Source organism: Pseudomonas sp. TH04, from assembly GCF_016651355.1.
Taxonomy (GTDB): Bacteria; Pseudomonadota; Gammaproteobacteria; order Pseudomonadales; family Pseudomonadaceae; genus Aquipseudomonas; species Aquipseudomonas fluorescens.
Map to the genome: position 1 here is coordinate 589,677 of NZ_JAEKEA010000001.1, position 12,322 is coordinate 601,998.

Genomic DNA, 12,322 nt, shown 5'->3' on the forward strand with positions numbered 1-12,322 from the left:
CATTCACGGGCTGGAATAGCAGATTGAATAGGCGCCTTAAACGGCTCCCGATATCGGTCGGGAGCCCCGGATCACCCTTGGAAACGGAGTTCCCATGGACAGCAATCCACCACCAGACCGTTTGGTTTTCCCCATGCAGCGCGGGCCTTTTCAAAACAACGGCGCCTCGCCGTGGTACTGCACGCTCAATCTTGGCACGCCAGGGCAAAGGCTGAAGTTCGCGATCGACTCAGGCACTAATATCAATTGGGTCACATCGACGCTCTGCCCGCATGATCAATGTGTCCATTTCGCGGATGGCCGTTTTGACGTTGCAGCGTCCAGCACCTTCCGTTTTACCGATTGCCTGCGTCGGCCTTACAGCTTTGGCCCATGGGGCACGATGCAGGTCGAGACGGCTTCAGACGTATTGGCCACGCCAGCCGGCGCTCGCTTGGATACCCAGCTGTTTGTAGCCGCGAACTATGCGGGTGAGCAATTCAAACAGCTCGACTGGGACGGCGCACTGGGCCTGCCTTGTAGCAGTGCGTACGTAGAAAGTCGCAACTCGTTTGTGCTCCAGTCATTGATGCGTGAGGGGCAACTGTCCCCGGCCTACCCGTTTGTGGCGTTTGACTGGAACCGTCATGAGCGCAATGGCACCTGCCAAATGGGCGCGGTTGACCCGTTAAAGACTCAGGGCCCACGCCTGTTTTTACCCTGGTCCGCCTACACCGCCTTGCCCGGGGTTGAATACATCTGGTCGACCGAACTCAAGTCTTATACCGTCGGCACAGAACAGTTGGCCGCCGATATCAAGTTCGCGATCGATTCCGGTTCTTCGCGGTTCAAGGGCGACGATACATTGATGCGCCAGACACTGGCCCGTATTGCCCAGGGAGGCGAACCTGACGTTGTGTTGGGATTTGCCGACGGCGAACTCACCTTGGGAGCCAATCTCTACAACTGCCTGATCGACGAAGGTCCGCAAAAAGGCCAGGTGCTGCCACAGTTCAATGCACTCGGCCTGACCGATCTCGTGCTGGTGGGGTCGGTGGTCATGGAGCATTGCTACACGGTGTATGAATACCAGGTGGTGCAATGCTCGAACACGGTTTACTCCCTGTCACCGGTGGGCGTCTGGCTATTCAATCGCCCGGATAGCCCGCAAATCATTACCCAATCTTCTTCGCGGCGCTTCGCCCCCGGCGAACGAACGGTGCTCGACGGCAAGACCACCCTGCTCAGGGTTGCCAGTGAAACTGTCTCGGTCGCAGGCACCTGGCAGAACGACTACGGCTCACTGATGAGCCTGAACGTCTCGGACCGGCAAGTTTGCGGCTCTTACCAATCTTCAACCGGCTCAACTGGCCGCTATGCCATCCGCGGATTTACAGCGGGAGCAGGTGCCACACGCATTAAAAACCAGCCGTTGGCATTGGCCATTGAGTGGCACGACCTTGGCGACGAAACGAGCGACCCCAGTTGGAACTGGGTCTCGGGATTGAGCGGGCAGTTGAGTACTGACGACAGAGGTGATGTGCTGACACTGTCGCACCTGCTGGTCGCATCCGGTGACTTTCCTGACCTTGCGAGCCGGGGAAACTACCTCGACAAGCTGGTGTATCGCCGAGTGGCAGAACACCCCCCAGCCACATCCTGTGAGCCTATCGAAGTGATGCCGGTCGAGAACGCGTTAGCCGGCCAATGGGTCGCCCTTGATCAAACGATCCTGTCATTGACGGTTGAGGCTGACAGCCAACATCGATTCGGGATGGTTCGAGGCTTTCTAACCACAAACGACACCGCTGTCGAACTCACCGGCTTTACCGACATCAACGCCGTCACCAGCAAGCTCGCGTTGCAATCCGTTAGTTTGACCGTAACAACTACGCAGGACGGTGCCGTCTCGACACTCTGCGGCACTTTGGATTTTGTGCAGCAAACGTTGAATCTGCTGGTACTGGCAAGCTCGCCAGTCCCGCCCGCACAGGCCTACCTCGCAACGAAAATTTCCTCGTTGAATTTCATCCGCGCTACTTCACCAGTCTCTTTTCCTTAGACGGTCTGTACCCGAAATACGCGCTATAGCACTTGCTGAAATGACTCGGTGAGACAAACCCGCACGCCACCAGCACGTCCACTTGCGACAGTTCGGTGTGCTGCAACAGGCGCCGCGCCTCGGTTACACGTAACTCCATGTAATAGCGTTGCGGTGTGGTGCCCAGTTGCTCTTTGAACAGCCGCTCAAGCTGGCGGCGCGAGCGGCCGGCGTAGACGGCCAGTTGATCGAGCTCCAGCGGTTCTTCGAGGTTGGCGTCCATCAACTTGACCACTTCGCGCAGCGGTGCGCTGACGCAGACATTTTCCGTCGGTTTGATGCGTCGGTAGCGCGATTCTTCGAAGGCGAGGATGTCTTCGATGCCTTCGACCAGCGCCTTGCCGTGCACGCCTTTGATCCAGTCCAGCGCCATGTGGAATGCACCCGACGGGCTGGAAGCGGTCAGTCGGTCGCGGTCGATCACGTAGGGCTCACTGGTGACCTGGGCGGCCTTGGACACTTCTGCCAGTGCCGGGCGATGCTCCGGGTGGATGGCGCATCGATAGCCTTGCAGCAGCCCGGCGCGGCCCAGGAACCAGGAGCCGTTCCACAAACCGGCGAGGCTCACACCCTGTTCGGCCGCGCTGCGCAACAGCTGGATGAAATCTTCGCCCGCTTTGAGCTCGGTGCGAAAGCCACCGCAGACGACCAATAAGTCCAGGTCGGGCAACACCGACAGCGCCAGGCGCGCATCGGGACGGATCACCAGGCCCAGGTCACTGATGACTTCACCGTCGCCGCAACCAAACGTACGGGTGGCGAACAGCTCGGGGCGCAGCAGGTTGGCGGTGATGAGTGTATCGAGGGTCTGGGTGAATGCGGGCAGGGAGAAGTGTTCGAGCAGCAAAAACCCGACACGCGTGACCTGCGGCGGCTGCTGGGTGTTTTCATTGAGGTAGCGCAGGTTCTTGCCTTTCATGCCACCGCTGAACTGGCGTCTTTCCATCGAGGGTTGGCCCACTCTTATTGTTGATGCAGTGGGCGCTATCTTAGGGGCAAATGCGCAAACTGTCCCGGTGCTTTGCCCGGACGGTTAATGGCTGATCTTTAGAAAACCGCCGGCCTTGCGGCCCCGCAGTCGCAGCGTTGCCGGACCATCTGATACGGTTTTTTCTTTTCTATCTGCGCCTGTATCGAAATGCCGCCGAAGCGGACAATGGCGCCATCCCGACATTCCTGTCGCTCCCCTTCCCTTCGGAGGCCTTATGACCAAGATGGCAATTTTTCTGTTCGGTTTTTTGGTGTTGACCATTGGCATTGGCTTGCTGGCGACCATCTCGCCGGTGTAACCGCGGAACCGGGCGGGCCGCTTGCGGGGGCATCGACGCAGCCGATCAACTGACAAACAGCATCGGGTACAACGACAACACCAGCAAGCCGGCCATCGACCAATTGAACACCCTTATCCAGCGTGGCTCGCGCAACACGTTACGCAGGCCGGTGCCGAAGCCCGCCCATACGCACACGCTGGGCAGGTTGACCACTGCAAACACCAGGGCAATCACCAGCACGTTGGTCACATACCCCTCAGCCGGCGTGTAGGTGGTGATCGCGCCCAACGCCATGATCCATGCCTTGGGGTTGACCCATTGAAAGGCGGCTGCGCCTAAAAAGGTCATGGGCTTGCCGTGCTCACCGCTGCTGTCGGACATGCCTCCAGACGTCGCAATCTTCCACGCCAGGTACAGCAAGTACGTCGCGCCCACATAGCGCAGTACGGTGTAGGCCCAAGGGAAGAGTTTGAACACCTCACCCAGGCCCAGGCCGACCGATATCACCAACAGCATGAAACCAATACTGATCCCCAACGCATGGGGCATCGAGCGGCGGAACCCGAAGTTCACGCCTGAGGCGAGCAACATCGTGTTGTTGGGCCCGGGGGTGATTGAAGACACGAAGGCAAACAGCACAAACGCTGACAGTAGGCTGGTAGACATGAACATGGCGCGGCATCCAAGCGGTGATGGTATGCCTGCGACAGTAGTCGGTTGCGGTCACAACCGCCCCGTACAGCTAGGGGCGGATCGAGGAATACACTTTGGCCCTAGTCAACAAGAGCCCATCCGGTTTGCCACGGGTGACGCAGTTTCAACCTGACTGGAAACGGTTCCCGATGGTTGCGCCGGGAACCGTCTATCTTGGCTGACAACACACGGGGCTCAGTTTTGTGGCCGTTGCTTGGTCGAGTCCAGCTCGGCTTTTTTACCGGTGGAAATCTCGGTGATTTGCGCGGACTTGGCGATGGCGAAATCAAACGTGTCCTGCATTTTGGCGATGGCGTCGGTCGACGTGCCGTTCAACCCACCGTTGGCGGCCCAATCGAAGTTCCACACCCCCGACAGGTTATCGGCACCGGCTACGTCGTGAGTTTCGATGGCGGTGAACACATCCGGATGGCGCTCCATGTACTTGGCAGCATCGGATACATCGGTAGGCACCTTGCCAGAGGCATTGTTGGCCAGCTGCGTCAGTTCCTGCTTGGTAATCGCTGACTTGCCGGTCTGGCGCAGGTAGTCGGCAATCACCTTGCTGGACTTGGCAATGTTCAACTTGTCATCGAACGTAGACGGTGAGGACTTTGGAGTGTTCGGCCCGCCGGCTGCGGGCGTTACGGTAGTAGACATCGGCGCTGCTCCCTCAATGGAACGAATGAAATCGTCGTGCTGACGATACCCCGACGCGGACGTTAGCATGGGCAAAGAGCCATTCCCCACGCTTCACAACATTTCACAACGGCAGGCCGGTTTTCGCAGCGCGTTCGCCGGTTTAACCAGGCTAATCAGAGGATGCGCAGTTGCTCAAGGATTTCGCCTCGCAGGATAAGGCCCTTGGGCTAGGCTGGACGCTATCAAGGGCTGCACACTCATCAACAGGGAGGCACATGATCCACATTCGTGAAGCGACCAACGCCGATATCGATACGCTGCGTGAGATCGGTTGCGAAACCTACCGCGAACACTTTTCGACGTTATGGTCTCCTGCCGGCCTGCAAGGTTTCCTCGATCCAGACTTCTCAGCCAGCGCGCTGGGCCGGTCACTCGACTTACCCGAACGCCAGCTCTGGCTGATGGCTGCAGACGAACACGGTAAGGCAGTTGGATTTGCCAAGGTCAATTGGTCAACCCCCGCGCCTTTAACCGGTGACGTGGGTGCAGAGCTGCAGAAAATCTACTTCCTGAAATCCGCCGCCGGGATGGGTTACGGAAAACGACTGTTGCAGGTCATTCGTGATAAAGCCGCCCAGCGCGGGGAACGCTGGCTTTGGCTGGACGTGCTCAAAACCAATGCACCTGCGCAGCGCTTTTACCAGACGGTTGGGTTTCAACGCATCGGCGAAATTCCGTTCAGTACGGACCTGGCTGAAATCGGTATGGTGGTGATGGCGCTTGAATTGCAGCCATAAACGGGGAAGCAAATGGAAGCATTGATCCATGGGCTCGATGGGCCCAGAACCGCTCAGCAGGAACTGTTTTACGACCTTGAAGACGCGACCGCTGTTATCGGCTGGTCGCTGGTTGAACTGACGGCCATGGCGCAAAGCGGCAGAACGCCGGATGAAGCCGTGGCGCTGATGAAAGTATGCGCGCAGTTGATCGCTCAACAGCAAAAGCTTGGCGTGTACGCAGAAGAGGTCAAGGTGCACCGTATCGTCCGGGCAGAGGCCCCGTGAACACCGGCCGGTCGCTTAGGTGATCCGCCACCCTAAAAGGAATGTATGCATGCCGTTCTCACCGCAAGAAAGCCGCGCGTTACTCGCCCTCAAGGGTGTCGGCCCCACCGTCATCACACGGTTGGAGCAGATGGGCATCGACTCACTCGACGCGCTCGGGAAATCCGATGTGAATGACATCCTGGCTCAGGTATCGGCGGCGCTCGGTTCGACGTGCTGGAAGAACAGCCCTCAGGCCCGCGCGGCGATTACTGCCGCGATAGCGCTTGCGAGGGCTCAGGCTGAAGAGGCGTGAGCGCCCCTGGGGGGCCCATGCCTGAAATGAGCGAGCCAGACGGTTGATCATGCATCATGATCGGCTACTCGATGTGATTGAGGCGTGGGTGTGGCTGGCCGAGGCTCACATGCTTGCTCGCCGGCTTATCACTTGAATTTGTCTAAACCCTCTAACCGGGCACTTATCTGCTGACAATTTTTCCGAAGGGAATCAACAAAATGTTCCACGGTAGACGATTCGGGGCGGTGCAACGGCCGTACGACACTGACACAGTAAGAAATTGAATGTGAAAAGCGACGAATCTGCAAACCTCGCCCGACATAGTCGAGGGCGGTGATCGGATTCACAATGGCAACGCCCACCCCCAGGTTAACGGTCGCACACACGGCGCTCGCGCTATGTGTCTCTACCGCGAGCCGTCTTTCAATGCCTGACTGGTGGAAGATAGCGTCCGTTTTTCTTCTGTAGGGATCATCCGCCGCAAGGTAAACAAAATTTTGCCCCTCGAAGTCTTGTGGTGTGAGGACTGTTTTCGCATTTAATTCGTGATAAGACGGTAAAACACACACCACGTCGAGGTTCAAGAGTGTTTCGATGTAGGTGCCCGGGGGTGTTTCCAGGGTTTCAGTCAACCCCAGGTGATAACGCTGAGCAGTCAGCGACTCCTCGAGGGCGGGCGATTCCTGGGGCGTGATATTGATGCTGACGCCCGGAAATTCACTGCAGAAATCCTGGCAGACCTGTGGCAACAAGGCATTCGAGAAAGCCGGTATGCACGTCAACGAAATTTGCCCTTGCCGAAAATGCCTGATGGCCTCGACGGCATTTTTCACTCGGGCTAACCCCACATAGCTGCGTTGAACTTCATCGAACAACATCAGCCCATGCTCAGTCGGAATCAACTTTGCACCCGCGCGCTTGAACAACGTCAACTGAGTCAGCGTTTCGAACCGGCTGAGCTCTCGGCTGATGGTGGGCTGCGAGGTATGCAGAAGTTCAGCGGCACCCGTCGCGCTGCCTGTCGTCATTACCGCCCAAAATACTTCCACATGGCGAAAACTGAAATTCATGAGCCAACCCGCGATGAATCGAACAAGCCATACCATATCAGAAATGAATAGCCAGCCACTAAATTGATATTTTTACTTTGTTTTTTTGCTGAGCATACTTTCCAGGTACTCGAGACTTTAATGATCAGGATGATCGCTACATGAGTGCGCTTATCGCGTCCTGAATAAAATAACCCTACAGCGAGCGGGCGATGAAATACCGGCGATTTGGACGACTGGAATGGAATGTTTCTGAAGTGGGATATGGAATGTGGGGGGTCGCGGGAGGTGAAGGGGGTTGGACCGGCTCATCCGATGTCAGCGGCATGGCGGCGTTGGAGCATTCGATTCAACTAGGCTGCAACTTTTTCGATACGGCGTGGATTTATGGTCGTGGCCACAGCGAAAAAATGCTGGGGGAAGCATTACGAAACCACCCAGGCAAAACCTTATATGTAGCCACTAAAGTCCCCCCCAAGAACCGCGAATGGCCTTCTCACCGGGGCGACCGTTTAGACCAGATTTTCCCGCCCGACCATATTGAAGAATATGTCGAGAAAAGTTTGCAGTCACTCGGCTTGGCGTCCCTGGATTTACTGCAATTTCACGTCTGGGAAGATGCGTGGGCTCATGATGAATCCTGGATACGCGTGGTGGATGACCTCAAACGGCAACGCCTGATTCGCGGCATCGGCATCAGTGTCAATCGCTGGGAACCCACCAACGTACTCGACACACTGAAAACAGGAATGATCGACGCGGTACAGGTGATTTATAACGTCTTTGATCAAGCGCCTGACGATGAATTACTTCCGTTATGCCGCGAACTGGACATTGCCGTCATCGCCAGGGTGCCGTTCGACGAAGGCTCTCTGACGGGGAATTTAACGATCGACTCAACGTGGCCTGCCGGTGATTGGAGAAGCAGCTATTTCGTGCCAGAAAACCTGGCAGCGACGGTGGCGCGGGTCGAGTCTTTGAGACGGGCTCTTCCCGCCGATACTCAGCTATCGGACGTCGCGCTGAGGTTCATTCTGTCCAACGATAACGTCGCAACGACTATTCCTGGCATGCGCTCTATTCCACATGTCGAAGCGAACATGGCGTGTTCTGACAAGGGCAAGATAGAGCCTGCGTTAATGACGCTACTACGACAGCACCGATGGGACCGTGAACCGACCGCGTGGTCGCAGTAACAGGCGTGAAGCGAAACTGTTAATAACAACAACTCTCTAAAGGACTACCGCGTGAAATTCTCGGACTTGAAAGGTAAGAAAGTTGGCATCTGTGCCTCCGGTGGCTTGGTCAGCTTATTCATCGCGCAGCGTTTGAAAGAGGAGCACGTTGACGTCGAACAGTTCATTGTCGACATTGGTCAACCGGGCGATGAAGCACACGAGTTTTGTGCAGACAACATCGAATTGATGCAGGCCGTTAATGTCATTGATTTGAAGGAAGACATTGCGCTCAGCTTTCTCCACGCTGTACGTGCCCAGGCGCAGTACGACGGTGGCTACTGGAACACGACTGGCATCGCCAGAGCCCTAACTGTTAAAGGCCTGGTTGATGCATTGCGCGAACGTCAGTGCAGTGTATTGGCCCACGGCGCCGTTCATGGCGGCAACGATGAATTCCGCTTCAATTACTACCTGAAAATGTTTGCGCCAGAGATCACGCCCTTTTCTCCCTGGGAAGACCCAACCACGTCAGATCGTTTTCGAACCCGCGTAGACATGGGCGACTTTGTTGCCGACGCCGACGAAACCATGATGCGTACGAAAGCCCATCACTCCGTTGATGCCAACGTCGGCGGTGTGTCGCATGAGAACCGCGAAGTTGAGGTGCTCTCAAATTCACCCGACATGATCAGCCCGATCATGGGCGTCAAGGTCATGGATGCGCCCGACGTGCCAGAGACTTGCAGTATCACCTTTAAGCAAGGTATTCCCGTTGAGATTAATGGTCAGTCAGTGAGTTACTACCAGGCACTCGCTGAAGCCAACAGGATCGCAGGCCGCAATGGGGTGGTCTTGAAGAACGTATTGGAAAACCGAATGAACGGCACTAAAGGCCGTGGCTTATACGAATCTCCGGGGCTGGATATGCTCGGCATCGCAGCGAAACATCTACTGCAAGCAACGGTCGACAAGGACTCGTGGGAGGTCCTGCGGTTTTTGTCACCCTTTATCGCACGTCAATCGTATGCAGGTCGTTTGTATGACCCCGCCACGCAGGCCGCATTGGCCAACGTAGCCACATTGACTGAACAGGCGAATGGCACCGTCGATGTGATCGCTTATAAAGGCAACTACATGGTTGACCGCGTACGCGAATACTCCAAGTCGCGCTTTACCGCACAGCAATTCCGTTTCGCTCATGGCGGGCAAAAGTGGATCACTGAATCCGTTTAAGCCATGAGGGGCTGACTGTCCTGGCATCCTGCACATATTGCTGAAATAAAGGTTAACTATGCAGCACAGACTAATTGTTTTGTGGGCCCCTCCACGCTCGCTTTCCACCGCATTTGTACGTGTGATCGCCGCGCGTGGTGACTTCACTATCTTGCATGAGCCTCTGTGCGATCTGTCGGCGTGTGGTATATACAGCCATCCGCAGACGGATCATTCAACTCAGACGTTGAACAATTCAACCGAGCTTTTCAATTATGTACAGGCATTGCGCGCGCAACGTGCTGTGTTCATCAAGGACACCTGTGAGTTTGACTATCGTCATCGACTGACGGGAACGTCTTATATGCGCGAAGCACAACATGTGTTCATGTTGCGCAATCCGGAAAAGGTTATTAACTCACACTACTATATTAACCCAGACCTTACCTGCAGCGAGGTGGGCTACCAACACTTGGCTGAACTCTATGATGCCGTGAAGGCGGAGTCGATACATTCGCCCTTGTTCGTTGATGCGGACGACATGATCCTGAGCCCTGAGTGTGCAATTTCGAACTTTTGCAGGGATGCTAACTTGCAACACCTGCCCGCTGCTCTCCAGTGGCAGAGCGGACACTTGGATGTGTGGGAGCGAACCCAGCATTGGCATTTGGATGCAGCAAACAGCACAGGCATTGCGCCGATCAAAAAGCAATACAGCACGCGCGTCGACAACCACCCGGTACTGCATGAATTCTACTTAGAAAATATGCCGCATTATGAGTATTTGAAGCGTGAAAGGGAGGCTGTACTAAACAAGCACCTTGGCGACCTAGGGTAACGAACGAAATGCCTATATCTGATGTGGCCTGTGACCTGACCTGGCAATTATTTCCCGTGGAACAATCTATGCGCAGCGCTAGATTGAAACAAAAACCTTGTGTGCTTTGGTTTACCGGCTTGAGTGGGGCTGGAAAGAGCACCGTGGCCGGTCTGGTAGAATCGCTGTTATTCCAGAAAGGTTACCTGACTTACGTGTTGGACGGGGATAACGTACGTCATGGGCTATGCCGTGACCTGGATTTCACCCACCAAGGGCGAAGTGAAAATATTCGACGGGTGAGTGAAGTCAGCAAGTTGCTTGCTGACGCGGGCTTAATCGTATTGACCGCATTTATTTCTCCTTTTCGACATGATCGCGCCCAGGCAAGAGCGCTGATTGGCGACAGTGATTACGTGGAAATCTTTATCAATGCCTCTTTTGATGTGTGCGAGGCACGCGATCCAAAAGGGCTCTATAAAAAGGCCAGGGAGAAACAGGTCGCCGAGTTTACCGGCATCGATTCTCCATATGAACCACCGGTACATCCCGAACTCATCATCAATACGGACACTCAAACCGCAATTGCTTGCGCTGAAAAGATTGTCAACTATTTGTACAGCACGGGTCGGTTGTTATTGGAATCAACGGATGACTGCTTATCCCGCGAGCGGGTCAGTGCACGCAGTTAAGCTCATCAATTGGAGGAAGCAAGATGGACTATTTTAATTTTGTCGACGGTCATTTACATGTGGAGCACCTTGATGTTCGTCAGATAGTCGAACAGCATGGAAGCCCCGTGTATGTCTATTCAGCACACACCTTGAAAAATCACTACACCGTGCTGAAAGATGCGTTTTCTGCCCTCTCGCCGTTGATTTGTTTCTCAGTTAAAAGCTGCAGTAATCTCAGCATCCTTAAGCTCTTGGTCGATCAAGGATCAGGGCTGGATGTGGTCAGTGGCGGTGAGCTCCACCGGGCACTGATGGCGGGAGTGACTGCGGACAAGATTGTGTTTGCCGGGGTCGGCAAGTCGCGTGAAGAAATTCGCTACGCGGTTGAAGCTGGCGTTTTCCTTTTTAATGTGGAGTCTGAAGGCGAGCTGCTGCGTCTGGATGAGGTCGCCAGGACGGCCGGTAAGCGTATAAAAGTGGCCATTCGTATCAATCCGGATGTGGCGGATGCTGGCACCCCTGAGAAAACCTCAACAGGCGGCCGCCAGACAAAATTTGGCATACCGATGGAACGCGCCTACGAACTGTTCGAGCCGAAACGTTACTCAAGCGTCGATGTCGTTGGGATCCATATTCACCTTGGATCGCCGATTCCATCAGCTCAGACCTATTTGTCTGCCATCGATAAGATCGAGGACATGATCAACCGACTTAAGGCGACTGATTGTGCGATCGAATTTGTCAACATTGGCGGAGGTTTTCCAGCGCAGTACGGGACCGAAAGCAATCCCGTTGGCTCATTAACTGAAACGGGAGCACTTATTTGTCAGCGTCTGCAAGGGCTGAAACAGCGCGGTATCCGCTTCATCATTGAACCGGGTCGTTCGATCAGCGCAAATGCCGGTATTTTGCTGACCACCGTCGAATACATTAAACAAGGCTGGGATCGAAAGATCGCTATTGTCGATGCGGGCATGAACGTACTGCTGCGGCCCACCCTGTATGGTGCCAACCATGTTATTTGGCCAACCCATTTTGAAAATTTTTCTGGCCATTGGACGGCGTTAACCCACAGCGCTCAGCAGTCCGACGCCACTCACTTGGAGGAGACCGATATTGTTGGGCCTATTTGTGAGACCGGCGATCACTTTGCATTAGGTCGAGCATTACCGGCGTTTGACAATGGCAGTGTATTGGCGATTTTTTCATGTGGTGCGTATGGCATGAGTATGGCCAGCCAATACAACTCCCGTGGGCGCCCACCCGAAGTCCTGGTTGAGGGAATCAATGCCAAGTTAATACGGACTCGTGAAACTCACGAAGATTTAGTGGCTCACGAATTATGTGGCTTGGACAACGCTTGAC

At 55.1% G+C, this 12,322-nt stretch carries 13 protein-coding genes and 1 pseudogene; 10 read left to right on the forward strand and 4 right to left on the reverse strand.

Going from position 1 to position 12,322, the window contains the following annotated elements:
* Positions 1-94: 94 nt before the first annotated feature.
* Complete coding sequence (locus JFT85_RS02595; protein WP_201229114.1) at positions 95-2,041, forward strand: pepsin-like aspartic protease; 1,947 nt, start codon at positions 95-97, stop codon at positions 2,039-2,041.
* On the opposite strand, the gene JFT85_RS02600 is transcribed toward JFT85_RS02595, so the two are convergent.
* The 3 genes from JFT85_RS02600 to JFT85_RS02610 all read right to left on the reverse strand — a co-directional run bounded on the left by JFT85_RS02600 (position 2,016) and on the right by JFT85_RS02610 (position 4,704).
* A complete protein-coding gene (locus tag JFT85_RS02600) occupies positions 2,016-2,999 on the reverse strand; it encodes a GlxA family transcriptional regulator (RefSeq protein ID WP_201230864.1) in 984 nt (327 codons plus the stop codon). The two genes, JFT85_RS02595 and JFT85_RS02600, sit on opposite strands and share 26 nt — an antisense overlap.
* 415 nt (positions 3,000-3,414) lie before the next feature.
* The gene (locus tag JFT85_RS02605) at positions 3,415-4,023 is read right to left on the reverse strand and encodes a LysE family translocator (protein WP_053255904.1); all 609 of its coding nucleotides are present in this window, start codon (positions 4,021-4,023) and stop codon (positions 3,415-3,417) included.
* A gap of 216 nt (positions 4,024-4,239) precedes the next feature.
* Positions 4,240-4,704: a hypothetical protein gene (locus tag JFT85_RS02610; protein WP_053255903.1), complete on the reverse strand. Its 465-nt coding sequence runs from the start codon at positions 4,702-4,704 to the stop codon at positions 4,240-4,242.
* Between the two features lie 257 nt (positions 4,705-4,961).
* On the opposite strand from JFT85_RS02610, the gene JFT85_RS02615 reads away from it, so the two are divergent.
* The 4 genes and pseudogenes from JFT85_RS02615 to JFT85_RS02630 all read left to right on the forward strand — a co-directional run.
* Positions 4,962-5,483 (forward strand): GNAT family N-acetyltransferase, encoded by a 522-nt coding sequence (locus JFT85_RS02615; protein WP_201229116.1) that lies wholly within the window; start codon positions 4,962-4,964, stop codon positions 5,481-5,483.
* 12 nt (positions 5,484-5,495) lie between these two features.
* Positions 5,496-5,750: a hypothetical protein gene (locus tag JFT85_RS02620; protein WP_201229118.1), complete on the forward strand. Its 255-nt coding sequence runs from the start codon at positions 5,496-5,498 to the stop codon at positions 5,748-5,750.
* 49 nt (positions 5,751-5,799) lie between these two features.
* Complete coding sequence (locus JFT85_RS02625) at positions 5,800-6,045, forward strand: Pathogenicity locus (protein ID WP_053255900.1); 246 nt, start codon at positions 5,800-5,802, stop codon at positions 6,043-6,045.
* A 25-nt stretch (positions 6,046-6,070) separates the two neighbouring features.
* Positions 6,071-6,181: pseudogene (locus tag JFT85_RS02630) on the forward strand (IS5/IS1182 family transposase); the annotation flags it as partial.
* Here the strand turns inward: JFT85_RS02630 and JFT85_RS02635 are convergent.
* Entirely contained in the window at positions 6,174-7,097 is a 924-nt protein-coding gene (locus tag JFT85_RS02635; RefSeq protein WP_053255899.1) for a LysR family transcriptional regulator, read from the reverse strand. The pseudogene JFT85_RS02630 and the gene JFT85_RS02635 sit on opposite strands and share 8 nt — an antisense overlap.
* 191 nt (positions 7,098-7,288) lie before the next feature.
* On the opposite strand from JFT85_RS02635, the gene JFT85_RS02640 reads away from it, so the two are divergent.
* From JFT85_RS02640 to lysA, 5 genes are read left to right on the forward strand one after another with little or no spacing between them, the layout of a single operon-like run.
* Positions 7,289-8,272 (forward strand): aldo/keto reductase, encoded by a 984-nt coding sequence (locus tag JFT85_RS02640; protein WP_053255898.1) that lies wholly within the window; start codon positions 7,289-7,291, stop codon positions 8,270-8,272.
* A gap of 51 nt (positions 8,273-8,323) precedes the next feature.
* Entirely contained in the window at positions 8,324-9,487 is a 1,164-nt protein-coding gene (locus JFT85_RS02645; protein ID WP_201229119.1) for an argininosuccinate synthase domain-containing protein, read from the forward strand.
* A gap of 58 nt (positions 9,488-9,545) precedes the next feature.
* Positions 9,546-10,304: a sulfotransferase-like domain-containing protein gene (locus JFT85_RS02650; protein WP_141125161.1), complete on the forward strand. Its 759-nt coding sequence runs from the start codon at positions 9,546-9,548 to the stop codon at positions 10,302-10,304.
* Between the two features lie 8 nt (positions 10,305-10,312).
* Entirely contained in the window at positions 10,313-10,975 is a 663-nt protein-coding gene (gene cysC, locus JFT85_RS02655; RefSeq protein ID WP_053255895.1) for an adenylyl-sulfate kinase, read from the forward strand.
* Positions 10,976-10,998: 23 nt separating this feature from the next.
* Positions 10,999-12,321: a diaminopimelate decarboxylase gene (lysA, locus tag JFT85_RS02660; RefSeq protein ID WP_201229120.1), complete on the forward strand. Its 1,323-nt coding sequence runs from the start codon at positions 10,999-11,001 to the stop codon at positions 12,319-12,321.
* Position 12,322: the final 1 nt, after the last annotated feature.